At 61.5% G+C, this 24,234-nt stretch carries 21 protein-coding genes; 19 read left to right on the plus strand and 2 right to left on the minus strand.

Going from position 1 to position 24,234, the window contains the following annotated elements:
- Positions 1-53: 53 nt before the first annotated feature.
- The gene (locus tag C8D99_RS15670) at positions 54-581 is read right to left on the minus strand and encodes a LysR family transcriptional regulator (protein ID WP_133957966.1); all 528 of its coding nucleotides are present in this window, start codon (positions 579-581) and stop codon (positions 54-56) included.
- Between the two features lie 119 nt (positions 582-700).
- On the opposite strand from C8D99_RS15670, the gene C8D99_RS09815 reads away from it, so the two are divergent.
- From C8D99_RS09815 to C8D99_RS09900, 18 genes are all read left to right on the plus strand, one after another.
- A complete protein-coding gene (locus C8D99_RS09815) occupies positions 701-1,945 on the plus strand; it encodes a YgeY family selenium metabolism-linked hydrolase (protein WP_133957967.1) in 1,245 nt (414 codons plus the stop codon).
- A gap of 1 nt (position 1,946) precedes the next feature.
- Entirely contained in the window at positions 1,947-3,194 is a 1,248-nt protein-coding gene (locus tag C8D99_RS09820; RefSeq protein WP_133957968.1) for a threonine synthase, read from the plus strand.
- Positions 3,188-4,447 carry a serine hydroxymethyltransferase gene (locus C8D99_RS09825; protein WP_133957969.1) on the plus strand — a complete coding sequence of 420 codons (1,260 nt, stop codon included), beginning with the start codon at positions 3,188-3,190 and terminating at the stop codon, positions 4,445-4,447. Before C8D99_RS09820 ends, C8D99_RS09825 begins: the two co-directional genes overlap by 7 nt.
- 11 nt (positions 4,448-4,458) lie before the next feature.
- Positions 4,459-5,934, plus strand: coding sequence for a pyridoxal-phosphate dependent enzyme (locus tag C8D99_RS09830; protein WP_133957970.1), 1,476 nt, complete (start codon positions 4,459-4,461; stop codon positions 5,932-5,934).
- Between the two features lie 133 nt (positions 5,935-6,067).
- The gene (locus C8D99_RS09835; RefSeq protein ID WP_133957971.1) at positions 6,068-7,105 is read left to right on the plus strand and encodes a TRAP transporter substrate-binding protein; all 1,038 of its coding nucleotides are present in this window, start codon (positions 6,068-6,070) and stop codon (positions 7,103-7,105) included.
- 35 nt (positions 7,106-7,140) lie between these two features.
- Positions 7,141-7,764 (plus strand): TRAP transporter small permease, encoded by a 624-nt coding sequence (locus C8D99_RS09840; RefSeq protein WP_133957972.1) that lies wholly within the window; start codon positions 7,141-7,143, stop codon positions 7,762-7,764.
- Complete coding sequence (locus tag C8D99_RS09845; RefSeq protein WP_133957973.1) at positions 7,761-9,050, plus strand: TRAP transporter large permease; 1,290 nt, start codon at positions 7,761-7,763, stop codon at positions 9,048-9,050. Before C8D99_RS09840 ends, C8D99_RS09845 begins: the two co-directional genes overlap by 4 nt.
- A gap of 39 nt (positions 9,051-9,089) precedes the next feature.
- A complete protein-coding gene (locus tag C8D99_RS09850) occupies positions 9,090-10,298 on the plus strand; it encodes a YgeY family selenium metabolism-linked hydrolase (RefSeq protein ID WP_133957974.1) in 1,209 nt (402 codons plus the stop codon).
- 28 nt (positions 10,299-10,326) lie between these two features.
- On the plus strand, positions 10,327-11,313 hold the full coding sequence (locus C8D99_RS09855) for an ornithine carbamoyltransferase (RefSeq protein WP_133957975.1): 987 nt from the start codon (positions 10,327-10,329) through the stop codon (positions 11,311-11,313).
- A gap of 101 nt (positions 11,314-11,414) precedes the next feature.
- Entirely contained in the window at positions 11,415-12,404 is a 990-nt protein-coding gene (locus tag C8D99_RS09860; protein WP_133957976.1) for a BMP family protein, read from the plus strand.
- Positions 12,405-12,484: 80 nt separating this feature from the next.
- Positions 12,485-14,008: an ABC transporter ATP-binding protein gene (locus C8D99_RS09865; RefSeq protein WP_133957977.1), complete on the plus strand. Its 1,524-nt coding sequence runs from the start codon at positions 12,485-12,487 to the stop codon at positions 14,006-14,008.
- On the plus strand, positions 14,008-15,117 hold the full coding sequence (locus C8D99_RS09870) for an ABC transporter permease (RefSeq protein ID WP_133958029.1): 1,110 nt from the start codon (positions 14,008-14,010) through the stop codon (positions 15,115-15,117). The genes C8D99_RS09865 and C8D99_RS09870 overlap by 1 nt, the downstream gene beginning before the upstream one ends.
- Positions 15,114-16,034 carry an ABC transporter permease gene (locus C8D99_RS09875; protein ID WP_243833890.1) on the plus strand — a complete coding sequence of 307 codons (921 nt, stop codon included), beginning with the start codon at positions 15,114-15,116 and terminating at the stop codon, positions 16,032-16,034. Before C8D99_RS09870 ends, C8D99_RS09875 begins: the two co-directional genes overlap by 4 nt.
- Positions 16,035-16,049: 15 nt before the next feature.
- Positions 16,050-17,399: a dihydropyrimidinase gene (hydA, locus tag C8D99_RS09880; RefSeq protein WP_133957978.1), complete on the plus strand. Its 1,350-nt coding sequence runs from the start codon at positions 16,050-16,052 to the stop codon at positions 17,397-17,399.
- A gap of 166 nt (positions 17,400-17,565) precedes the next feature.
- Positions 17,566-19,239, plus strand: coding sequence for a formate--tetrahydrofolate ligase (locus C8D99_RS09885; protein ID WP_133957979.1), 1,674 nt, complete (start codon positions 17,566-17,568; stop codon positions 19,237-19,239).
- Between the two features lie 11 nt (positions 19,240-19,250).
- On the plus strand, positions 19,251-20,093 hold the full coding sequence (folD, locus tag C8D99_RS09890; RefSeq protein WP_133957980.1) for a bifunctional methylenetetrahydrofolate dehydrogenase/methenyltetrahydrofolate cyclohydrolase FolD: 843 nt from the start codon (positions 19,251-19,253) through the stop codon (positions 20,091-20,093).
- Between the two features lie 171 nt (positions 20,094-20,264).
- Entirely contained in the window at positions 20,265-20,906 is a 642-nt protein-coding gene (locus C8D99_RS09895; protein WP_133957981.1) for a cyclodeaminase/cyclohydrolase family protein, read from the plus strand.
- 103 nt (positions 20,907-21,009) lie between these two features.
- On the plus strand, positions 21,010-22,182 hold the full coding sequence (locus tag C8D99_RS09900) for a Gfo/Idh/MocA family protein (protein ID WP_133957982.1): 1,173 nt from the start codon (positions 21,010-21,012) through the stop codon (positions 22,180-22,182).
- Positions 22,183-22,266: 84 nt separating this feature from the next.
- Here C8D99_RS09900 and C8D99_RS09905 read toward each other — a convergent pair whose 3' ends face one another.
- Entirely contained in the window at positions 22,267-23,205 is a 939-nt protein-coding gene (locus C8D99_RS09905; protein WP_133957983.1) for a hydroxymethylglutaryl-CoA lyase, read from the minus strand.
- Between the two features lie 234 nt (positions 23,206-23,439).
- Here C8D99_RS09905 and aroD point away from each other — a divergent pair, with 234 nt between their 5' ends.
- A complete protein-coding gene (gene aroD, locus C8D99_RS09910) occupies positions 23,440-24,219 on the plus strand; it encodes a type I 3-dehydroquinate dehydratase (RefSeq protein WP_133957984.1) in 780 nt (259 codons plus the stop codon).
- Positions 24,220-24,234 lie beyond the last annotated feature (15 nt).

Raw genomic sequence — 24,234 nt, forward strand, 5'->3', positions numbered from 1 at the left:
TTAAAATGACGCTTTCGTATCCTGGAAGTTATGAACTCCGGAGCAGATGGAGCTCATGAGACGGAGTTTTGAAGGCCAGTCCGACAGGCTCCTAGGATGCGGTACGTCAGGTCCGGTTCCCGGGATGAGGGGAAGTTTCGTCCAAGGATGACCAGCTCGACTTCCCCGCTCCTGAGATCGGAGAGTATTTCCGTGGTGTTTCCCGAGGAAACGGACACGGAGACGGACGGAAAAGCGGCACGGAAATCGGCCAGGGCCGGGGGAAGGATGTAGTAGCCCGCGAAGGGTGAGACACCGGTCTCAAGCCTTCCCGAGCGCAGTGCCTGCATGTCCCTGAACCTGGCGGGGATCTCGTCGGCCTGGCGGAGAAGATCGGAGGCCAGGACATAGAGGGCCCTGCCCTCCGGGGTGAGGGATATGGTCCGTCCCTTTCGTTCGAAGAGGCGGATGCTATGGTCCTTTTCGAGAGAGGCCACGTGCTGGCTCACCGAGGGCTGGGAAAGGAAAAGCTTCTCGGCTGCCTGCCGGAAGGACCCCTCCTCTACCACGGCGCAGAAGATTCTCAGCTGATGGAGGTTCACAAAAAAACGCCTCCCCTGATTTGATATAGGAAATACTGATGGATTATATCATTATTTCTTTCTTGAAAATAATACTGTCTGGTGTATCTTGGTGATGTTGGAGAAGGGAGCGTTGAGTCATGGAAGGGAAACGGCAGGAAGATCTCATCCAGCTCTGCAGGGAACTCCTCCGCCGCCCCGCCGTTTCGGGCAGGGAGGGTGAGGTTGCCCGGTTCGCGGCCGACGTCATGACCGCTCTCGGCTATGACCGTGTGACCACCGACTCCTACGGCAACGTGGTGGGCACCATGGTGTTCTCCGGCGAAGGCGAGAGGGTTCTCCTCATTTCCCAGATGGATCACGTGGACGTGGGGGATGCCGCCGAGTGGTCAAAGTATCCCTACGGCGCCTTCATCGAGGATGACCGAATTTTCGGCAGGGCGGCCTCCGACCAGAAAGGATCCCTCTCCGCCATGATCATGGCGGGCGCTTTTCTCAGGTCCGACCTGGGCCGTTCGCTGAAAGGGCAGCTTTCCGTGGCCGCCGCCGTTCACCAGGAAACTTTCGAGAACGTGGCTTCCAGGGCGATCGCCGACACGGTGGATCCGACCTGCGTCCTTGTGGGGGAGGCGTCCTCCCTTCTGCTGGAACGGGGCCAGCGGGGAAGGGCGGAGATCCGCCTGGACACCTTCGGAAAAATGGCCCACTCCTCCCACCCTGAATACGGCGTCAATGCGGCCGACACCATGAACGCCCTTCTCGCCTTTCTGAAACAGCAATTTATCCCTCCCAGGGATCCTTTTCTCGGTGAGGGAATCCTCGTGCTCACCAGTCTCTATACATCCCCTGCCGGAGCCAGCGGCGCCGTTCCCGAAAAATGCACCGCCATCTTTGACCGGAGACTCCTCAGGGGGGAAACCCTCGAAGGAGCCGCCGGGGAACTGAGAACCCTCATCGCCCGCGCTGCGGAGCAGATTCCCGGCCTTCGGGCCAGGGTCTCCTTTCCGGTGATGGAGGACCGGTGCTACACCGGAGCCCCCATCCGTGGAAACCACTACGCCCCGGCCTGGGTCCTGCCGGAGGAGTCGGCCTTCCTGAAGGTTCTTTCAGATGCCCTGGCCGAAGCGGGACTTCCACACAGGGTCTCGGACAGACCCGGATTCGGCACCAACGGATGTCACTTCGCCGTGGAAAGGAATCTTCCCACGGTTATTTACGGTCCCTCCCGGAGGGAACTTGTCCACGGAGTGGACGAATATATTGAGATCCGGGAACTCCTTGAGGCCTGCCGCGGGTATTACACCATGGGCGGCCGGCTTCTTTCGGGACGGGGCGGCGTACAGGCCCCGGCGGCGGGAGTGACGGTTTCGGAAGGAGGAAGATAGGATGGGAAAACCGGTGGAGCTGCGGTGCGTCCTCTGCGGTGCGTCCTACGCACCGGGAGAGGTGGAGTACACCTGCCCGAAATGCGGGCTCGACGGAACCCTTGATGTGCTTTACGACTACGAAGAGGCGGCCAGAACACTGACGGCCGGGGCGCTGGCGGGGAGAGCCCCTTCCCTGTGGCGCTACGGAGAGATTCTTCCCGTGGAGGGGGAGGAGAATATCCCATCCCTCTCGGTGGGGTGGACTCCCTATTACGACTGTTCAGCTCTTGCCGAGGAGTACGGGGTCCGGGAGTTCTTCGTGAAGGACGACGGACGGAATCCCACGGGTTCTCTCAAGGACAGGGCAAGCGCCGTTGGCGTGGCCCGGGCTCTCGAGCTCGGGCAGAGGACCGTGGCGTGCGCTTCGACGGGAAACGCCGCGAGCTCTCTCTCGGGATTCGCGGCCGTAGGGAGGCTGAAGAGCTTTATCTTTGTCCCTGAAAAGGCTCCGGCAGCCAAGGTGACCCAGCTCCTCGTCTACGGGGCGACGGTAGTGCTGGTCAGGGGCGATTACGCCGACGCCTTCCGGCTGGCCACGGCGGCCATCGAAAAGTACGGATGGTACAACAGAAACTGCGCCATCAACCCTTACCTCGTGGAGGGGAAAAAGACCTGCGCCCTTGAAATCGGCGAGCAGAGCGGGTGGAATCCTCCCGACAGGATCTTTATCTCCGTGGGCGACGGCTGCTGTATCGGCGGACTGCACAAGGGCTTCAGCGACCTGATGAAGATGGGGTTCATCAGCAGGATGCCGAAAATTACGGGAGTCCAGGCGGAGGGGGCAAAGCCCATCCTCGATGCCTTTAAAAGCGGGGCGGAGCGGGTGATGTTCGGCCCTGCGGACACGGTTGCGGACAGCATTTCCGTCGGGGCGCCCAGGAACTGGGCAAAGGCCCTGCGGGCGGTTCGGGAAACCGAAGGGGACATGGTCGCCGTGTCGGACGCCGAAATTTTGTCCGCCATCCCCGAGCTTGCGAGAAAGACCGGTGTCTTCGGGGAACCCGCCGGGGCGGCAGCCTTCGCGGGATTCAGGAAGATGGCGGGGGAAGGCCGTCTCGGAAGAAAGGAACGGGTGGCCGTGGTGGTCACCGGCAACGGCCTGAAGGATATCGAGAGCGCACGGAAGTCAGCCGGCTCTCCCATAGTCTCGGAGCCTGATATCGACAGGTTCTCTGCACAACTTGAAAGGAGTGGGTTCCCGTGTTAGAGCAAGGCCAGGAATTTCTTCGCGACGCCGACCCTGAAATTTTCAGCGCCATCACCGACGAGCTCGAGAGGCAGAGGAACGGCATCGAACTCATAGCATCGGAAAATTTCGTCTCCCGGGCTGTCCTCGCCGCCATGGGGTCGGTTATGACCAACAAGTATGCGGAAGGGTACCCCCATGCCCGGTATTACGGCGGCTGCCACGTGGTGGACAGGGCGGAGGACCTCGCCAGGGACAGGGCGAAGGAGCTCTTCGGCTGCGACCACGTGAATGTCCAGCCCCATTCGGGGTCCCAGGCGAACATGGCCGTCTACTTCTCCGTTCTCCAGCCGGGCGACACCATCCTGGCCATGAACCTCGCCCACGGAGGGCATCTCACCCACGGCTCCCCGGTCAATTTCTCGGGCAAGCTCTACAACATAATCCCCTACGGGGTCGACAAGAACACCGAGAGGATCGACTTCGCCGAGGTGGAGCGCCTCGCCGTGGAACACAAGCCGAAGATGATCGTCTGCGGCGCCTCCGCCTATCCCCGGGAGATCGACGCCGAACAGTTCCGGGCCATCGCCGACAAGGTGGGCGCCCTGCTGTTCTTCGACATCGCCCATATTGCCGGCCTCATCGCGGCGAAATGCCACAAGGATCCCGTCCCCTTCTGCCATTTTCTCACGTCAACCACCCACAAGACCCTCAGGGGTCCCCGGGGCGGCATGATCATGTCCACCGCCGAATATGCCAAGGTCATCGACAAGAACATCTTCCCCGGCATGCAGGGCGGCCCGCTCATGCACGTTATCGCGGCGAAGGCCGTGGCCTTCAGGGAGGCCCTGCAGCCTTCCTTCAGGGAATACCAGAAAAAGGTGGTGGCCAACGCGAAAGCCCTCGCCGGGGAACTCCTGTCCCTCGACTATCATCTTGTCTCCGGGGGAACGGACAACCACCTGATTCTCGTGAACCTCACGACCAAGAGCGTGACGGGAAAGGCAGCGGAAGCAGCCCTCGACCGGGCGGGGATCACGGTGAACAAGAACGCCGTTCCCTTTGACACCCAGAGTCCCTTCGTCACCAGCGGCATCCGGGTCGGCACTCCGGCGGCCACCACCCGCGGCTTCGGCGAAGACGACATGAAGCTCATCGCCCGCTGGATCGACAGGGTCGTCCGGAACGTGGAGAACGAGAAGGAGATCGAGGCCGTCCGAGCGGAGGTTCTCGAGGCATGCGGCAATCACCCCCTGTATCCGGGGCTGGAATAAAGGAGAGCGCCATGAAATACGGAATCGACCTCACCATTCATGAAGAAGGACTGAAACACGCCGTCGAGGTGGCGAAGAAACGGAACATCGTCATCCCCACCTTCAAGCAGATGAAGGATCCTGAGACCCACACCCCCGCTGCCGTGAAGGAGAAGCTGAAGAAGACGGGGCTGTGGGACGTGGATTCGGCGAACCTCTTCAGGATCACCTGGAAAAACGAACCCGTGAAATCCGGCGGCCTCTTCGGAGGGGTGAACTATATTGAACTGCCTTCAGCCCTCACCGGTGTCGACGCCAGGATTGTCGCCATCGTGGGCAAGTGGTTTCCCACGGGAGCCCACAAGGTGGGAGCGAGCTTCGGCTGCCTGGCCCCCCGCCTGGTGACGGGACAGTTCGATCCCCTCCACCAGAAGGCCGTCTGGCCCTCCACGGGGAACTACTGCAGGGGAGGAGCCTACAACGCCCAGCTCCTGGGCTGCGAATCCATCGCCATCCTTCCCGAGGGAATGAGCCGGGAACGGTTCGACTGGCTCGAAACGGTGGCGGGGGAGATTATCGCCACCCCCGGAACGGAGAGCAACGTCAAGGAGATTTATGACAAGGTGTGGGAACTCCGGAACACCAGGGACAACATCGTCGTGTTCAACCAGTTCGATGAAATGGGCAACCACCTCTGGCACTACGAGGTGACGGGACACGCCATGGAAGAGGCCCTCCGCGAACTGATGAGGCCCGGAGACAGGTTCGCGGGAGTGACTGTCACGTCAGGTTCGGCAGGAACCACCGCCTGCGGAGATTATCTCAAGACAATTTTCCCCGGCAGCAAGGTGGCCGTGGGCGAGGCCCTTCAGTGCCCCACGCTGCTGGAGAACGGCTTCGGAGCTCACAGGATCGAAGGTATCGGCGACAAGCACGTTCCCTGGGTGCACAACGTGAAGAACACAGACATGGTAATGGCCATCGACGACGAGGACAGCATGGGCTTCATCCGGCTCTGCAACGAACCCGCAGGAAAGAAGTACCTCCGTTCCCTGGGGCTGAAGGATGAATTCATCGACCAGCTTCCCCTCATGGGCATCTCCGGTGCGGCCAATGTCATTATGGCCGCGAAGATGGCCAAATACTACGAACTGACGTCGAAGGACGTGATCCTCACCGTCTTCACCGATTCCATGGAGATGTACGGTTCCCGGCTGAAGGAGATGGAGGAGGAGCACGGTCCCTACACGGACATGGACGCCGCCGCAGACCACGCCCGCCATGTTCTCGGCGTCCGCACCGACGGTCTTCTCGAGCTGACCTACGCCGAGAGAAGGCGGGTGCACAATCTGAAGTACTACACCTGGGTGGAGCAGCAGGGCAAAACGTCGGAAGAGCTCAACGCCCAGTGGTATGACGCCGAGGAGTACTGGGGCGGCATCCACGCCACGGCGGACAAAATCGACGAAAGAATCGAAGAGTTCAACAGGCTGACGGGACTGCTGTAGCCCCCTCCCGCATGGAGGAATGTCTGGAGGTGATGTCAGTTCCCTGTTCCATAACGGCCCGGAGGCCGGACTATACGCACCGCAGCGGAAGAGATGAAATGGAGAGTTCAATGTCGAAAAGGAGGAGAACACAATGAAAAAGCTCGGAATACTGTTTCTCGCGATCTGCATCGTGGCGACCTCGGCGGCGGCCTTCGCGACCCCGAAGACCATCAAGCTGGCCCACCTGAACCCCCAGCAGCCCTTTGAAGTGGCCACCGCGTCCATGGCGGCCGTCTTCAAGAGCATGGTGGAAGCGGAGAGCAACGGCGCCCTGAAGGTGGATCTTTTCCCCGCCGGTCAGCTCGGCAGCGAACGGGAAACCATGGAGCAGGTGAAGCTTGGCGTGGTGCAGAGCTACATCGCCTCCGCCGGCGGCATGGCCGCTTTCTACCCCCTCTACAGCATCGTGGACATTCCTTTCGCCGTTCCCAACTACGACGTGGCATGGAAAGTCTATGACGGTCCCTTCGGCAAGCATCTCGCCTCCGAGATCGAGAGCAAGGCCGGCTTCAGGGTGCTCGGCTACGGCGAAGCGGGCGGTTTCTTCCAGCTCTCCAACAGCAAGCGCCCCATCAAAACCGTGGCCGACATGAAGGGGCTCAAGATGCGCACCATGACCCTTCCCTCCCACCAGAATCTCATGAAGGCCTACGGAGCCGCCGCCACCCCCGTGGCGTGGGCCGAGGTATACACAGCCCTGCAGACCGGCGTGGTGGACGGCCAGCATAACCCCATTCCCATTCTCCTGACAGGGAAACTTTTCGAGGTGCAGAAATATCTCACCATCACCAACCACCTCTACAGCTCCTACTGCTGGGTCATGAACAAGGACTTCTACGCCGGACTGAGCGAGAAGGAAAAGGCAATCGTGGACTCCGCCGCCCGGACGGCCATCGTGGCCGGCCGCGGCCTCAACAGGATCATAGAGTCCTCCGAGAAGGGCCTTCCCGCCCTTGCCGAGGCGGGCATGGAGATCAACACTCCCACCCCCGAGGCTCTCGAGGAATTCCGGAAGCTCGGCCGGGAATCCGCCATGGCCTTCATCAGGGAAACCTACAAGGATGAAGGCGTAGCCCTGGCCCAGATGTACCTTGACGCCATCGAAGCCGCCATGAAGGAGGAAAAGTAGGGCTCAGGCCCTGCTTTTCCTCCCCGGAGAGTTTCATGGTTACGAACGGTCTCGACGGGGCGAACGGGGAGGAAAGAGGTCTTTTCCTCCTCGCCAGGAAAGTGGGGAACGGACTGGAGAGGATGATAGAGATTCCTGTCTTCATCCTCTCCGTCCTCATGACCGGGATAGTTCTCCTCGGGGTTTTCTTCCGCTACGTGATCCACGCCCCCCTCGGGTGGTCGGAGGAGCTGTCCCGGTACCTCATGATCTGGATGTCCCTGCTTTCCGTGGCGCTCTGCGTCTGGCGCCACGAGCACGTGGGGGTGACCATGGCGATCAAAAAGTTTCCCCGGCTGATCGCCAAGGCACTGATATTTGTCTCCAACGGTTTGGTGATGTATTTCCTCTTCGTCCTCACATGGTACGGTTTCCGGATGGCCGAGGGGGGAAAGGTCCAGCTCTCCACGGCCCTCCATACGTCCATGGAGTGGTGGCTTATGGCGGTCCCCGCCAGCGCCCTTGTATGCATGATCATGCTGGCATGCAAGATGGTTCTTGATATCAGGAGAAAAAATCTCGATGAGATGCTCATGTCGGAGGACATAATCGACACAGTGAAACGGGAGGAAGGGCTCGACTTCGGCGATGTTCCCCTCAAGGAGGCGAAGCCGCGATGACAGGGTTCATTACCATCACCTTTATGATCCTTATCGCCGTGGGTATGCCCATCGGCTTCGTGCTCGGCGTCAGCGCCCTCGCCGCCATGCTGAAGATGGAGCTTCCCTCGGTGCTCCAGCTCGTACCCCAGCGGTATTTCGCCGGGGTGGACATGTTCACCCTCATGGCCATGCCCTTCTTCATCCTGGCAGGGGAAATCATGAACAAGACGGGTATCACTTCCCGTCTGGTCAAGTTTGCAAATGTGCTCGTCGGCCATCTTCGGGGCGGATTGGCGCACGCCAACATTCTTGCGTCGGTCTTCTTCGCGGGCATCACGGGGGCGGCAGTGAGCGACACCGCCGCCATCGGCTCCATGCTGATCCCCGCCATGGTGGACGAGGGGTACGACAAGGACTTCTCCGCAGCGGTCACCGCGTCGTCTTCCATCATCGGCCCCACCATACCGCCGTCGAACATCATGGTGATCTACGGGGCCTTCATGCAGGTCTCCATCGCCGGTCTTTTCCTGGCGGGAATAGTGCCGGGTCTGCTCGTGGCGGTGGCTCTCATGATCCTGACGGCCAGAATTTCGAAGAAAAGGGGCTACCCCGTGGGAGAGCGGAGAGCGACGTTCAGGGAAATCGCCGTCGCCTTCAGGGAAGCACTGGTGGCGCTCCTCATGCCCGCCATCATCCTCGGGGGCATCCTGTCCGGCATCTTCACGCCGACAGAGGCGGCGGCGGTGGCCGTGGCCTATTCCATGATTCTGGGGTTTTTCGTCTACAGGAACCTGACCCTGAGGGACATGTGGGCCATCTTCATGAAGATGGCCCGCACCACCGGAGTGGTCTTCCTCGTCATCGCGGCGGCGTCCATTCTCGGGTGGGTGCTCACCATAGAGCAGATTCCGGAGAAGGTGGCGGCCCTCATGCTCAGCGTGAGCACCAACAAGTGGGTGGTCATGGGCATGATCCTGCTGCTGCTCCTTTTCATCGGCATGTTCATGGACATCGCGGCTGCCCTCATCATCCTCGGGCCTATCCTGCACCCCCTGGCGGTGAAGATCGGCTTCCACCCCCTTCACTTCGGCATCATCATGGTGCTGGCGCTGAACATCGCCCTCATGACGCCTCCGGTGGGCGCATGCCTTTTCGTAGCCTGCGGCATCAGCAAACTGACCATCGAGCAGCTTAGCAGGGAAATCTTTCCCTTCATCCTGGTGGTGGTGGCGGTGCTGCTGCTGATCACCGTAGTGCCCGAGATTCCCCTCTTCCTTCCCAGGCTGATGGGGATGGTCCATTAACATCGGGAAATACGATCATTGTATGAAAGAAGGTATTCCATGATTCCCTTCGAGAAAGTACTAAGCAAGGCGGAAGAATACAGACCGAAAATATCCCGTTTTCTCCGGGACATGATTGCCCTTCCCAGCGAGAGCTGCGGGGAGAAGGAAGTGATTTGCCGGATCAAGGCGGAGATGGAGGCCTGCGGGTACGACCGGGTGGAGATCGACCCCATGGGCAACGTCCTGGGCTTCATCGGGACGGGAAAGCATCTCGTCGCCCTCGATGCCCATATCGATACCGTAGGCATCGGCGACCGGTCTCTCTGGCAGTATGACCCCTACGAAGGATACGAGGACGACGAGATCATCGTCGGCAGGGGAGCCAGCGACCAGGAGGGCGGCATGGCATCCATGGTCTACGGCGGGAAAATCATAAAGGACCTCGGCCTCCCCGGAGATTTCACCCTCATGGTGGTGGGATCGGTCCAGGAGGAGGACTGCGACGGCCTGTGCTGGCAGTACATCATCAACGAGGGCGGATACAGGCCGGAATTCGTGGTGCTCACCGAGCCCACGTCCTGCAACATCTACAGGGGGCACAGGGGGCGCATGGAGATCAGGGTGAGCGCGAAGGGCCTTTCCTGCCATGGCTCCGCCCCTGAACGGGGCGACAACGCCATCTACAAGATGGCTCCCATCCTGCAGGAGCTCCGGGCCCTTCATGAAAACCTCCATTACGATCCCTTCCTGGGCAAGGGAAGCCTGACAGTATCGGAAATTTTCTTCAGCTCTCCCTCGAGGTGCGCCGTGGCGGATGGGTGCTCCATATCCGTGGACCGGCGGCTGACCCACGGGGAGACCTGGGAAAAGGCCCTCCAGGAGATTCGGAACCTTCCGGCCGTCAAGGCCGCTGGGGCCGAAGTATCCATGTACACCTACGACCGGCCTTCCTGGACCGGGCTGGTCTATCCCACGGAGTGCTTCTTCCCCACGTGGGTGCTCGAGGAGGACCATGCAGCCTGCCGTACCCTCGTGGAGGGCTACCGGGAACTGTTCCGTTCGGAGCCCCTGGTGGACAAGTGGACCTTCTCCACGAACGGCGTGTCCATCATGGGACGATTCGGCATTCCCTGCGTCGGCTTCGGCCCGGGACACGAGGACCAGGCCCACGCCCCCAACGAACGGACATGGAAGGACGAACTGGTGAAGGCCGCCGCTCTCTATGCGGTGGTCCCGTCCATCTATACGGAAAAACACGCCCGCTAGAACGGGCATTCAAGGAGGAGAGAGAATCATGCAGACGATTTTCCGGGGGAAACATTTCATTACCCTCCAGGAGTGGACCAGGGAGGAAATTGACACCCTTCTCGACGTTTCCTACGACCTGAAGATGCAGTTCGCCCTTGACAGACCGACGAACTACCTACCCAACAAGACCGTGTTCCTCATGTTCTTCGAGCAGTCCACCAGGACCAGGAACTCCATGGAGGCGGGGATAACCCAGCTCGGCGGGCACGCCCACTTCCTGGACACAAGCAATATGCAGATCGCCCACGGCGAAGTCCCCAAGGACACTGCCGTCATCCTGTCCCGCATGGGCCACGCCATCGCGTGCCGGAACTGCTTCTGGAAGGAAGGCAACGCCTACCTCAGGGAGATGGCCAAGTGGTCTCCCGTGCCCATCATCAACATGCAGGACGACCTGTACCACCCCCTGCAGGGCATCGCCGACCTCATGACCATCCAGGAGAAGAGGGGAAAGAATACCCGAGGGCTCAAGGTCTCCGTCATCTGGGCCTACGCCACCACCCACAAGAAACCCATCTCCGTCCCTCTCACCCAGGCCCTGCTGTTCCCCAGGTACGGCATGGAGGTCACCCTGGCCTACCCGAAGGGCTACGAGATGCCCGACTGGGTCATCGAGCAGGCGAAGAAGAACGCCCTCGAGAATGGCGGAACCTTCCGGATAACCAACGACCAGGAAGAGGCTTACCGGAACGCCGACGTGGTCATCCCCAAGAACTGGGGCAACTGGGTGACGAACGAGAGCAAGGCCGTTATAGACAGCACCCTCGAGGCGAACAAGCACTGGAAGTGCACCGAGGAGCGCATGGCCCTCACCGACAGGCATTCCCTGTACATGCACGCCCTCCCCGCCGACAGGGTGAACGAAGTGGAAGACTCGGTCATCGACGGGCCTCACTCCGCCATCTACGATGAGGCGGAAAACAGGCTCCATACGGCAAAAGCCGTCATGGCCCTCACCATGGGCGGAAGGTAAAAAACGTTTTTCAGGAGGATGCCCGAAAACAGGGGCGTCCTCCTTTTTTCTTCATGCTATACTCCTGCTGAAATCATCATTATCGTCAAGGAGGGAGAAGGATGAAGCGGTTCGTTCTGCTTGCAGTGCTTGCGGCTATGGTGTCGGCGGGGATTTTCCACGGGGTGCCGGCTTTCGCGAAGGCCCCCGGGGATCATAAAATGGTGCTGATCCTCCCGGGACCGATCAACGACCAGAGCTGGAACGCCACGAACTACGCCGGGCTCCAGGCGGTGAACAAGACCCTCGGCACGAAGATGGAGTATGTGGAGAACGTCCAGGCGAGCGATTACGAGTCCACCTTCAGGAATTACGCTGAAAGGGGATACGACCTCATCATGGCGGCGGGCACCCAGTTTGACGAACCTGCCTCCAGGGTGGCTCCCAAGTACCCCAAAACCGTGTTCTGCGTGGTGAACGGCATGGCCGCCGCCGAGCCGAACGTCATGCCCATCCTCCCGAAGGAGTACGAGGCCAGCTTCCTCGCGGGAATCATCGCCGGGCACGTCACCAAATCCGGAAAGATAGGCATTGCGGGAGGATTCCCGAACAAGCTGATGATCCGCCTGCTGAACACCTATGAATGGGCCGCCAGGATCGGCCGGAGCGACCTCAAGGTCGCCAGGGCCTATGCCAACTCCTGGAGCGACGTAGCCCTGGGGAAGCAGATGGCGAGTTCCATGATCGACGGAGGGGCCGATGTCCTTTTCTTCTACGCGAACCAGGTGGGCCTCGGTGCCATCCAGGCGGCGAAGGAAAAAGGCGTGAAGTATATCGGCTTCGCCAGCGACCAGAACAACGCAGCCCCCGGAACAGTGGTGGCCAGCGTGTATTTTGATTTCGCCTCCATGTACACCTGGGCGGTGAAGAAATATCTTGACGGCACGCTGAAGCCCGTGGTCAATGAAGCCGGCATCGCCGAGGGCATCGTCAAGGTATCCTATGGCGGCGACATCGCCCCGGCAGTACGCGAAGTGGTGACGGCTGCCGAAGAAGCGGTGAAAAAGGGGCACGTCCTCTTCTTCCTCTCCGGTTACCCGGAGAAGCCCTGAGCCGGACCCAGGCTGAAACGCCGCAGCAGGGTCCGGGAAATTTCCCGGGCCCTGCGCACTCTGCAGGGGGGAGGTACATCATGGAATCCCCACACAATGAAGCCCTTTCCCTCCGCGGGATCACGAAAGTCTTTCCCGGGGTGCTTGCCAACGCTGGTGTGAACCTTTCCGCCCGCCGGGGGGAAATCCTGGCCATACTGGGTGAGAACGGCGCCGGCAAGTCCACCCTGATGAAGATACTGTACGGCATGTATCAGCCGGACAGCGGCGCAGTCTCCGTGAACGGCAGGGAGGTCAGGATCCGTTCTCCGAAGGATGCGCTGGCCCTCGGCATCGGGATGATCCACCAGCATTTTACCCTCGTTCCTGTCCATACTGTCTGGGAGAACGTGGTGCTCGGCCTTGACCCTTCTTCGGGGCGTCCCGCCGACCGGAAGGGCGCCGTCAGAGAGCTGGAGGCCCTGGGCAGGAAGTACGGTCTTGCAGTCGACCCCTGTGCCGTCGTTGCCGATCTTTCGGTGGGGATGCAGCAGAAGACGGAAATTCTGAAGGTTCTCTACCGCAGCGTCAGCATCCTGGTCCTGGACGAGCCCACCGCCGTCCTGACCCCGGGGGAGGCCGAGAACCTCTTCGGGTTTCTTCAGGAATTCCGGGCTGCGGGAAATACCGTCCTCTTCATCACCCACAAACTCGGGGAAGTAATGGAGATCGCCGACAGGATTGAAGTCCTGAGGGGCGGCAGAAACGCGGGATCCTTCCTGCGGGGTGAGGTGACCGAACGGGAGCTTGCAGCCCGTATGGTTGGAGGGGACATTCCCCCTGTCGGTGAGCCTCCGTCCCGGCCGACGGGCCGGGACGTCCTGGAAGTCCGGGATTTGTGGGTCAGAGGCAGCCGCGGGCACCATGCCGTCCGGGGCGTTTCCTTTGCCGTCAGGGCCGGGGAAATCTTCGGCGTCGCCGGAGTGAGCGGAAACGGACAGGAGGAGCTGGCCGACTGTGTTTGCGGCCTTGCCCGGCAGGAAAGGGGAGAGATCCTCCTCGACGGCCGGGTTCTTCCCCGGGAGGATCCGGGGGCTGTCTTCCGCGCCGGAGTGGGGTACATTCCCGCCGACAGGCACAGGGAAGGCCTGGTGCTCGACATGACAGTGGAAGAAAACCTCGTGCTGAAAAACCTGCCCGCCTATTCCCGGAAGGGCTTTCTCCGGGAAGGCGCCATTCGGGAAAATGCTGAACGGCGTATCGCCGACTACGGTATCCGGCCGCCCCTTCCGGGCAGCCGGACGGCCTCCCTGTCGGGAGGCAACCAGCAGAAAGTGGTGGCTGCACGGGAGATCGAGGCGGGACGGAAATGCATCGTGGCCGTGCAGCCGACCAGGGGGCTTGACCTGGGTGCCGCAGCCCACGTTCACCGGATGCTCGCAGGTGCCCGGAGCGAAGGCAGGGCCGTTTTTCTGGTGTCAACAGAACTTTCAGAAATTATGAGCCTTTCCGATACAGTCGCCGTCATGACCGGCGGCGAAATTCTCGGAATTTTTCCAAGGGAGAGCGCCGACCTTCGGATGATCGGAATGCTCATGGCCGGCAGAAAGGGGGAACCGGAGTGATGGCGGAAAACCGCAGGGAAAATCCACTATTTGACGCAATCACCGATCCCGACGGCGTTCTTTCATCCCTCTTCTTCCCCGCCATGTCCGTTTTCCTCGGCCTCGCTTCCGCCGGCGTTCTCATGCCGTTCCTCGGGCACAGCCCGGCGGCGGTGTACCGGGACCTGTTTTCCTTCGCCTTCCGGGACATCTACAATATCGCCGACATTTTCGCCAAGGCGTCTCCCCTGATCCTGACGGGCCTGGCGTTTGCCTTCGCTTTCCGGGCGGGCCTGTTCAACATCGGAGCCCAGGGCCAGTTCTACCTCGGCGCCGTCGCCTCGGCGGCCTGCGCCCTTTCCTTTCCGTACCTGCCGTCATGGGTGCTTCTTCCTCTCTGCGCCGCCGCGTCCATGGCGGCAGGAGGACTGTGGGGGGGCATGACGGGCTTCTTCAAGGCAAGGTTCAATGCCAACGAATTTCTCGTCAGCATGATGTCCACCTACGTGGCGGTGGCGATAATGGATTTCCTTGTCAGGAGCCCCCTGAGGGAAGCCAAGGGGGAATACCCCCAGACGGACGTCCTGGCCGAGGCGGCCTGGATTCCATCCTTTCTGCCCGGCACAAGGTTCCACTGGGGATTCTTCCTTGCCCTTGCCGCCGCCGGGGCGGCATGGGTTCTTCTCTGGAAAACGACCCTGGGCTTCCGGATGAGGGCGGTGGGGAAAAACAGGGCCGCTGCCCGGTTCGCAGGCATCAGGGAAAAGAGCGTTTTTGTCTCCGTATTCCTCGTCAGCGGCGCCTTCGCCGGACTGGCGGGCTTCCTCGAGGTGAACGGAGTCCAGCACATGGTCGTCCAGGGCTTCAACCCGCTGCTGGGCGCGGAGGGCATCGGCATCGCCGTCCTCGGCAGCGCCCATCCTCTCGGCGTGGTGCTGTCAGCCCTTCTTTTCGGGGCCCTCAAGGTGGGGGGCCTGCTGGTCACCCAGACGTCCTCCGTCCCGTCGAGCATCATCGCCATCCTCGAAGGATTCGTCATGCTCTACGTGATCCTTTCCTTCTATTTCCGGCACAGGCTGAGGCGTTCAAGGTCCCGCCGACGGACGGCCGCGGGAGGTGAAGCGCCGTGATTCTCGAGGGGCTTCTCGCCCGGGCGGTTCAGATGAGCACCCCCCTTCTCCTCGGGTCGCTCGGGGAAGTGATCGTCGAGCGGACGGGCGTCATGAACATGGCCATCGAAGGTATTTTCCTCCTCGGCGCGTGGGCGGGGTTCACCGGGGCCTACATCACGGGCAGTCTCGCCGCCGGCTTCCTGTGCGCCATGGCTGCAGGCGTTGCCGTCGGCGCCCTCTACGGCTGGATCACCGTCTGCCTGAAACAGCACCAGATCGTGACGGGGGTGGCCATCAACATCCTGGCTGCCGGAATCGGCATCTTCTTCTACAGGGTGCTCTTCGGCGTTCCCCTTCTCCCTCTCACGGTGGAACCTCTCCGTCCCCTGGCCGTCCCGTTCCTGTCGGACATCCCGGTTATCGGCCCGGCACTCTTCAGGCAGAACATTCTCACCTACCTGGCCTGGGGAGCCATGCCCCTGGGGTGGTGGGTACTCTTCCGGACCAGGACCGGGCTGGTTCTCAGGTCAACGGGGGCCAACCCTGAGGCCGTCGATGCGGCAGGCATCTCCGTGGAGCGGGTCCGGTTCGGCGCCGTTCTCGCGGCAGGCGCCCTCAGCGGGCTGGCCGGGGCGTTTTACTCCATAGGCTATCTCGGCCTTTTTTCCAATGACATGATCGGAGGACGGGGATGGATCGCCTTCGCCCTCTGTTTTCTCGGGAACTGGAATCCCCTGGGGGCTCTCCTCGGAGCGGTGGTCTTCGGCATCGCTGACGCGGCGGCCATCACCCTGCAGACATCGGGTATCCGGATGGTTCCCAACGAGTTTCTCATAGCCCTTCCCTATATGCTCACCATTGCGGCCACCCTGGCCAGGAAGCGGTTCAACGTTCCGGCCTCGCTGGGAACGGCCTATATCAAGGAGGAAAAATGACGGGAGGAGAGCCGGATGTATGACCTGGTAATCAGGGGCGGGACGGTGGTGACACCGGAGACCGTTCTCACCACCGACATAGGGATTTTCGGAGAAAAGATCGCCGCCCTCGGCGACGGACTTGAGGGAAAGGCCGAGGTGGACGCGTCGGGCAAGCTGGTCCTTCCGGGAGCCATCGACCCCCATGTGCATTTTTCCCTTCCCGTGGGAGGCACCGTGTCGAGCGACGATTTCTATTCCGGTTCCGTGGCGGCGGCCTGCGGTGGAGTGACTACCGTGATCGATTTCACCGTGGGGGCTCCCGAACGGACCATGGCCGATGACCTGCGGAATCGCCTCGAGGACGCCCGCCCCTCGGTGGTGGATTATTCCTTCCACGGGGAGGTGGTGGGCTGGCGGCCCGGCCGGACCGCCGAAATATCCGACGCCATGGCCAGGGGGATAAAAAGTTTCAAGTTCTTCACCGCCTACGGAGCCTCGGGAAGGAGAACCGACACGGGGCCCCTCTACCACGCCTTCCGGGCCATAGCCGAAGGGGACGGTGTGGCCGTGGTCCACGCCGAGGACGACAGCATGATCGAGGCTTCCGCGGCCCTTCTCTCCAAGGAGGAGTGGGGCCGCATGGGAACTGTGGCGGAAGTCCGGTCCGACCTCTGCGAAGCCTCGGCGGTGAATACCGTGGGATGGATCGCCGCGAAGGCAGGCGTGCGGTGCCACATCGTTCATCTCAGCTCCGCCCTCGGCCTCGGGGAAGTGGAGGAGGCCCGGAAGAAGGGAGCCCTCATGACGGCGGAGACCTGCCCCCAGTACCTGCTGCTCACGTCCGGCGTCTACGGAGGGCCCCAGGGGCACCTCTTTTCCGCCACGCCCGCCCTGCGGACCCGGAATGACAATGAAGCGCTCTGGCGCGCCCTCGGTTCCGGTGCGGTGGATTTCGCCGCCACGGATCACTGCCCCTTCACCCGGACCCAGAAGGAATGGAAGGGGGCTTTCGACCGGCTGCCCGGAGGGCTGCCCGGGGTGGAGACACTCCTGCCACTGCTGTATTCGGAGGGCGTGCTCAGAGGAAAGCTCTCCCTGTGCTCCCTTGCCCGGGTGACCTCGGAACAGGCGGCGAAGCTCTACGGCCTCTATCCAAAGAAAGGCTGCCTCTTTCCCGGCTCCGACGGAGACCTGGTCATCTTCGACCCCGAGGACGCCTGGACCATCCGGGCGGGGGCCCTGAGAATGAACGTGGACTTTTCCCCCTATGAGGGTCTTGAAGTCAGGGGAAAGGTGTGGCAGACCATCTCCAGGGGCGAGATCATCTATGCCGACGGGCGGTTTCTCGGCAGGAGGGGGAGGGGAAAGTTTCTTCCGAGATGACGTGAAACTCTTCCAATGAAACGGAATGAGGCTGAATCTGCAGGCGCCGGAGAAATTCTCCCCTGCCTGCGGGGGCAGGAACAAACGCAATTGATATTTATTTTCCGGTGGAGTAATGTATATTGTGAGAATTTCCCGAAGGGAAACAGACGAAGGAGGAACCACCATGAAAGTACCGAGCGATATAGAGATAGCGCAGAGCGCGGAGCTCAGGCCCATAGTGGGAATCGCCGAAAAACTCGGCATAGGAGAGGACGACCTTGAACTCTACGGCAGATACAAGGCGAAGATCTCCCCGGCGGTGTGGGAGCGGGTGAAGAACAACCCCGACGGAAAGCTCATTCTCGTCACCGCCATCACCCCCACCCCGGCAGGGGAGGGAAAGACCACCACCACGGTGGGACTCTCCCAGGCCCTTGCGAAGCTCGGCCAGAAGGTGAGCTTCGCCATCCGCGAACCGTCCCTCGGCCCCAGCTTCGGCGTCAAGGGCGGGGCTGCCGGAGGCGGGTACAGCCAGGTTATTCCCATGGAGGACATCAACCTCCACTTCACCGGCGACCTCCATGCCATCACCACGGCCCACAACCTCATCGCCGCCATGATCGACAACTCGCTCCAGCAGGGCAACGAGCTCAACCTCGACCCCCGGAGGATCGTGTGGAGACGGGTGATGGACCTGAACGAGCGGGCCCTGAGGAGCATCATCCTGGGTCTCGGCGGAAAGGCCAACGGCGTACCCCGGGAGAGCGGCTTCGACATCACCGTGGCATCGGAGATCATGGCCATTCTCTGCCTCTCCACTGACCTCATGGACCTGAAGGAAAGAATACGGAAGATCGTCATCGGCTACACCTATGACGGCAAGGCCGTCACAGCGGGAGATATCGGCGCGGCCGGCTCCGCTGCCGTCCTCCTCAAGGATGCCGTCAAGCCCAATCTCGTCCAGACCCTGGAAGGTGTTCCCGCCTTCATCCACGGCGGTCCCTTCGCCAACATCGCCCACGGCTGCAACTCCCTCCAGGCGACCCGTCTCGGCCTGAAGCTCTCCGACTATTTCGTCACCGAGGCGGGCTTCGGCGCCGACCTCGGCGCGGAAAAGTTCCTGGACATCAAGTGCCGCCTCGGCGGCCTCACCCCTTCGGCGGTGGTGATCGTCGCCACGGTGCGGGCCCTGAAGATGCACGGGGGAAGAAAAAAGACGGAACTCGCCCAGGAGGACCTTGCGGCCCTGGAAAAGGGCATGACCAACCTGGAGAAGCATATCGAGAATATCGCCTCCTTCGGTCTGCCCGCCGTGGTGGCCATCAACCGGTTCCCCACGGACACCGAGGCTGAACTTGCCCTCGTGGAAGAAAAGTGCTCCCGTCTCGGTGCCTCCGTGGCCCTCTCCGAAGTGTGGGAGAAGGGAGGAGACGGCGGGCTTGACCTCGGCAGAAAGGTTATGGAGGCCTGCGAAAGGCGGTCATCGTTCCGCTTCCTCTACGAAGCGTCCCTCAGCCCGAAGGAGAAGATCGGGAAAATCGCCCGGGAAATCTACGGCGCCGCCGGAGTGACCTACACGGACCAGGCGGAGAAGGACCTCGCCCAGATCCATGAGCTCGGCAAGGACGGCCTTCTGGTCTGCATGGCCAAAACCCAGTATTCACTTTCCGACGATCCGGCCCTCCTCGGCCGTCCCGAAGGCTTCACGGTGACGGTGCGGGAAGTCCGCCTGTCGGCGGGAGCGGGTTTCCTGGTCGCCATCACCGGGTCGGTGATGACCATGCCCGGACTGCCGAAAAAGCCGGCAGCCCTTTCCATCGACATCGACGAAAAGGGCCGCATCACCGGCCTCTTTTAGGGGAGGATGCCATGACCGCCAGGATCCTCGACGGTAAGAAGCTTTCGGCCGAAATACGGGCCTCCGTAAAGGAAGAGACCGCCTTTCTCCGGGAAAAGGGCATCGTTCCCGGTCTCGCGGTGGTTCTCGTGGGGGATGACCCGGCGTCGAAGGTCTATGTCGGGCAGAAGGAAAAGGGGTGCCTGGAGGCGGGGTTCGCGTCCTTCCTCCACAGGCTGCCTGACTCCACCACCCAGGAGGAGCTGCTCGACCTCATCGGCAGGCTGAACGGAGATGCTTCGGTCCACGGAATCCTCGTCCAGCTCCCCCTGCCGCGGCAGATCGATCCCGACACCGTCCTCGCGGCCATCCGGCCGGAAAAGGACGTGGACGGCTTCCACCCCGTGAACGTCGGGCGCCTCGTGGCGGGACTCCCGGCCTGCGAACCCTGCACCCCCAAGGGGATACTCCGCCTTCTCAAAAGCACGGGGATCCCCCTGGCGGGGAAGGAAGCCGTGGTCATAGGGAGAAGCAACATCGTGGGCAAGCCCGTGGCTCTCATGCTCCTGGCGGAGAGCGCCACGGTGACTGTCTGCCACAGCAGGACGAAGGATCTCGCGGAGCATGTCCGAAGGGCGGATATACTCGTCGCGGCCATCGGGAAGCCCCGGTTCGTCACCGCGGACATGGTGAAGGAAGGGGCCGTGGTGGTGGACGTGGGGATCAACAGGCTCGAGGAAGGCCTTGTGGGAGACGTGGATTTCGGTCCCGTCTCGGAGAAGGCGGCGTGGATAACCCCCGTTCCGGGCGGGGTCGGACCCATGACCATCGCCATGCTCCTGGAGAACACCCTGGAGCAGGCAAAAAAAGCCTGAAGCGCCTGAAAGAGCGGAAAATATGTACTTCGGCCGTCCTCCCGGCGTTTCGCCGGGGGGACGGCGTTTCTCAAAGGCCGTTCTCTGTGGTATAAAGAAACGGAACGCCCCCCTGTCCGGCGCATCTTCGTCCGGGCGGGCGGACCAACTCCACGAGGAGGAAGATTGTTCATGACCCTTCTGAAAGACAGGAGCCTTGAGGATTTTTCGGGAGAGCTTGCGGCCGCTTCGGCGGCGCCGGGAGGCGGCAGCGCCGCCGCCCTTTCGGGAGCCCTCGGCGCGGCCCTTGTTTCCATGGTGTGCCGGCTCACTCTCGGCAAAAAGGAGTACGAGGAGTACGAGGAGGAGCTGAAGGAGGTTCTTGCCCTCTCCGAAGACCTGAGAAAGAACCTGGTGAACGCTGTGGACGTGGATGCCGCGGCCTACGGCATGGTAATGGAGGCCTTCGCCCTTCCCAGGCAGACCGACGAAGAGAAGGTGGTCCGGAGGGAGGCCATTCAGAAGGCGTTCCGGGAAGCCTGCGAATCGCCGAGAAAAACATCCCTCTGGTGCCTCGATGTGCTTCGGCTCTGTGCCCGCGTGTCGGGGAAGGTGAACGTCAACGCGGCCAGCGATCTCGGCGTGGGGGCCAACCAGGCCCTGGCAGGGCTTGAGGGAGCCGCCATGAACGTGCTGATCAACCTTCCGTCCATCAAGGACGAGGAGTACACGGACCACCTCCGTGAAGAGGTCGAGGAGACCGAGGAGGAAGGGCGGATTCTCAAGGCCGGGGTACTCAGGGAGGTCCTGGCCTATATCGGGGGAGCCGACTGAACCCGGGTCTTCCCTGTGCCCGAAAAAACGCTCCAGGACGATTCCCCTGTCTCCGGCGGAAAGGTTCCTGACCTTTCCGGACACGATTTTCAAGAGGTGCGAAATGAAGACCGTTACGGTTGGCATCATAGGCGCCGGCTTTGCGTCGAAATTTCACTGCCGGTCCTTTTCCAGGGTGGCGGGCATAGATGTCCGTCTGAAGTCCGTCGCGGATGTGGATGCCGGGAAGGCTTCCGCCCTTGCCGGGGAGTTCGGGCTGGAGGAATGCCACGGCGATTACCGGGTCCTCCTGGACGACCCGGAGATTGACGTCATAGACATCTGCACCCCGCCTTTCCTGCACCCGGGCATGACTCTGGAGGCCCTCGCGGCAGGAAAGCACGTTATCTGCGAAAAGCCCCTGACCGGCTATTTCGGCGTCCCGGGCGACGGGACGCCCATCGGGGACAGGGTGCCCAAATCGGTTATGTACGAAAAGGTTCTCGAGGATATCCGGAACCTTGAAAGGGCCGTGGCAGGAAGCGACAGGCTCTTCATGTACGCCGAGAATTATGTTTATTCGCCGAATATCCTGAAGGCCGCCGAAATAATCAGAGCCCGGAAGAGCAGGATCCTCTTCATGAAGGGAGAGGAAAGCCTCAAAGGTTCCACGTCCCCGGTGGCCGGGCGGTGGGACAGAACGGGCGGAGGTTCCCTCATCCGGGTGGGGTGCCACCCCATCGGGGGGATCCTCTGGCTCAAGAGGGAAGAGGCCCGGGCGAGGCAAACGTCCATCGGCATCCGGAGCGTCCTGTGCGACACGGCCCGCATGACGCCCTCCCTGAGCGATCATGAGCGGCGCCATATCAGTGTCCGTCCTGAGGACGTGGAGGACTTCGCCTCCCTTGTCCTCACGTTCACCGACGGCACCAGGGCGGTGGTGATAGCGGGAGACACCATGCTGGGCGGCACGAGGAACTACGTGGAGGTCTACGCCAACGACGCGGTGATGCTCTGCATGATCACCCCTTCTGACAATCTCAGCACCTACATGCTTGACGAGGAGGGAATGGACGGAGTCTATATCTCGGAGATGCTTCCGGCAAAGACGGGCTGGCAGAAGCCCTTCGTCGCCGAAGAGCACCTGAGGGGATACGTGGTCCAGTTCCAGGATTTCATGGAGTGCGCCGCCACGGGCAGGAAGCCTCTGTCCGACTTGGAGATTGCCTGTGACGTGGCCAGGGTGATCTACGGGGCCTATCTCTCGGCAGAGCAGGGTAAAAGGGTCGATTTCTGAAGACGTAGGCAGCTCTTCAGTCTCTGAAAAGAAAACGCGGCAGGCACCCCCCCGGGGGGTGCCTGCCGCATATGGCCGCAAGGGTCAGCCCTGTTTCTTCGCCGCGGTCAGCGGAACAAGTTCTGCGCAGGTCCCCGCTTTCAGGACTGCGCTGTCGGCGTGTCCCACCCAGTCCCTGAGCTGCCCGGCCAGGGCGATGATGTGGCCGAGATCGATGCCTGTCTCTATTCCCATCTCGTGGAACATGTGGATCATGTCCTCCGAGGCGATGTTCCCGGAAGCCCCCGGTGCGTAGGGACAGCCCCCGAGGCCGGCGAGAGAGCCGTCGAAGCGAACGACCCCGGCCTGCATTCCCGCGACGATGTTTGCCAGGGCCATGCCCCTGGTGTTGTGGAAGTGAAGAAACCAGCGCACGGCAGGAAACTCCTTGATCATCATGGAGGAGAGGTCGAAGACCTGGCGGGGATTGGCCATGCCGGTGGTATCGGACAGGGAAAGCTCGGTCAGTCCCAGGTCGTGCATCCGGCCGGCGATTTCCCTTATCTGTGACGGCGGCACCTTCCCTTCGAAGGGACAGCCGAAGGCGGTGGACACAGCCCCGGAAACCTCCATTCCGTGTGCCGCTGCGAAGGCGGCGCATTCTTTGAATCCTTCGATGAGCTCCCGGGGCGTCTTGTTCAGGTTCGCCTTCGCGTGGGATTCGCTGGCGGAGACGGTGAGCTTCACCTTGGTGATCCCCGAGGCCATGGCGCGCTCCACTCCCTTGAGGTTTGCCACGAGGGCCCGGTATTCCACCCCTTCGACACGGCGGAATGTCCGGGCCACCTCGTCGGTATCGGCCATCTGCGGGACCGCCTTGGGGTGCACGAAGGAGCCTACCTCCACGATTTTCACCCCTGCATCAGCCACGCCCTCGATGAGGGCGATTTTCCTTTCCACGGCAAGGGTGGAAGGTTCGTTCTGCAGGCCGTCCCTGGGGCCGACCTCGCAGAAGATGACCTTTTCAGGCCACTGTACGGACATGTTGTTCATCCTCCTCGCGAAGCAGAATGGCGCTGCTTTTCAAGCAAACATTACCCAAGAATGGGGTTTCTGTCAAACGGCATTGTGTTCCGCCAGACGAAAATGCGCGCCGGAGTAACGGGTCGGCGGAGGAAAGGAAAAATCAGCTTGACAAACGGAAGCAGTCTTTTTATTGTATAATCATTTCTTAGAGGCGGATTGAGTTTCCGTCAAACGGAAAATTGGGAGGTTTTCATGAGACCACAGCCGGAAAAGCCCATTGAGGCAAGAGGAAAGGTTCTTGGAGGCCCCAGGCCTCTCGTCTGCGTCCCCCTCGTCGGAAAGACCCGGGGGGAGATCCTGGCCGAAGCGGAAAATATCCCCGCCATAGCCCCCGATATTATCGAGCTCCGGGTTGATTCCTGGGAGTTCGTGGAAGAAACGGCCGCCTCCGTATCCATGGTCCGGGACGTCCGGAACTCTGTGGGGGACATCCCCGTGATTCTTACCTGCCGGGGCCACTGGGAGGGCGGTTTCAAAAAAGTGTCCGATGAGGCGAAATTCGCCCTCTACCGGGAGGCCGCTGCCGGTGCACTGGTTGATTTTCTCGACGTGGAGCTTGCCTACGGCGACGAAAAGATCAGGGAAACCCTCCGGATGCTTGAACAGACCTCCGTTTCTCTTATCGTCTCATTCCATGATTTTGAAAAAACCCCTTCGAAGGAAGTCCTTTTCTCCACCCTTGCCGCCCAGATCCGGGCGGGGGCCCACGTGGCCAAGCTCGCCGCCATGCCCCGGAGCGAGGAGGATGTCCTCGCCCTTCTTTCCGCTACCCTTATGATCCGCCGGGAATACCCCGACATCCCCCTCATCACCATGTCCATGGGCGGCATCGGCGCAGTGAGCAGGGTGACCGGCGGGCTGTTCGGCTCGGACCTCACCTTCGCGGTGGGCAGCAAAGCGTCGGCCCCCGGCCAGATACCTGTGGCGGCCCTGAAACAGTGCCTGTCCGTTCTCCATCCCCGGGAGAGTTAGACTGCACCGAAAAAA

It is taken from the genome of Aminivibrio pyruvatiphilus, assembly GCF_004366815.1.
In the GTDB taxonomy this organism is placed as follows: Bacteria; Synergistota; Synergistia; order Synergistales; family Aminobacteriaceae; genus Aminivibrio; species Aminivibrio pyruvatiphilus.

Coding starts and splice junctions, on each gene's coding strand:
- C8D99_RS09815 (WP_133957967.1), top strand. CDS start 701: ATGGAAGGGAAACGGCAGGAAGATCTCATCCAGCTCTGCAGGGAACTC.
- C8D99_RS09820 (WP_133957968.1), top strand. CDS start 1,947: ATGGGAAAACCGGTGGAGCTGCGGTGCGTCCTCTGCGGTGCGTCCTAC.
- C8D99_RS09830 (WP_133957970.1), top strand. CDS start 4,459: ATGAAATACGGAATCGACCTCACCATTCATGAAGAAGGACTGAAACAC.
- C8D99_RS09835 (WP_133957971.1), top strand. CDS start 6,068: ATGAAAAAGCTCGGAATACTGTTTCTCGCGATCTGCATCGTGGCGACC.
- C8D99_RS09840 (WP_133957972.1), top strand. CDS start 7,141: ATGGTTACGAACGGTCTCGACGGGGCGAACGGGGAGGAAAGAGGTCTT.
- C8D99_RS09845 (WP_133957973.1), top strand. CDS start 7,761: ATGACAGGGTTCATTACCATCACCTTTATGATCCTTATCGCCGTGGGT.
- C8D99_RS09850 (WP_133957974.1), top strand. CDS start 9,090: ATGATTCCCTTCGAGAAAGTACTAAGCAAGGCGGAAGAATACAGACCG.
- C8D99_RS09855 (WP_133957975.1), top strand. CDS start 10,327: ATGCAGACGATTTTCCGGGGGAAACATTTCATTACCCTCCAGGAGTGG.
- C8D99_RS09860 (WP_133957976.1), top strand. CDS start 11,415: ATGAAGCGGTTCGTTCTGCTTGCAGTGCTTGCGGCTATGGTGTCGGCG.
- C8D99_RS09865 (WP_133957977.1), top strand. CDS start 12,485: ATGGAATCCCCACACAATGAAGCCCTTTCCCTCCGCGGGATCACGAAA.
- C8D99_RS09870 (WP_133958029.1), top strand. CDS start 14,008: ATGGCGGAAAACCGCAGGGAAAATCCACTATTTGACGCAATCACCGAT.
- hydA (WP_133957978.1), top strand. CDS start 16,050: ATGTATGACCTGGTAATCAGGGGCGGGACGGTGGTGACACCGGAGACC.
- C8D99_RS09885 (WP_133957979.1), top strand. CDS start 17,566: ATGAAAGTACCGAGCGATATAGAGATAGCGCAGAGCGCGGAGCTCAGG.
- folD (WP_133957980.1), top strand. CDS start 19,251: ATGACCGCCAGGATCCTCGACGGTAAGAAGCTTTCGGCCGAAATACGG.
- C8D99_RS09895 (WP_133957981.1), top strand. CDS start 20,265: ATGACCCTTCTGAAAGACAGGAGCCTTGAGGATTTTTCGGGAGAGCTT.
- C8D99_RS09900 (WP_133957982.1), top strand. CDS start 21,010: ATGAAGACCGTTACGGTTGGCATCATAGGCGCCGGCTTTGCGTCGAAA.
- C8D99_RS09905 (WP_133957983.1), bottom strand. CDS start 23,205: ATGTCCGTACAGTGGCCTGAAAAGGTCATCTTCTGCGAGGTCGGCCCC.
- aroD (WP_133957984.1), top strand. CDS start 23,440: ATGAGACCACAGCCGGAAAAGCCCATTGAGGCAAGAGGAAAGGTTCTT.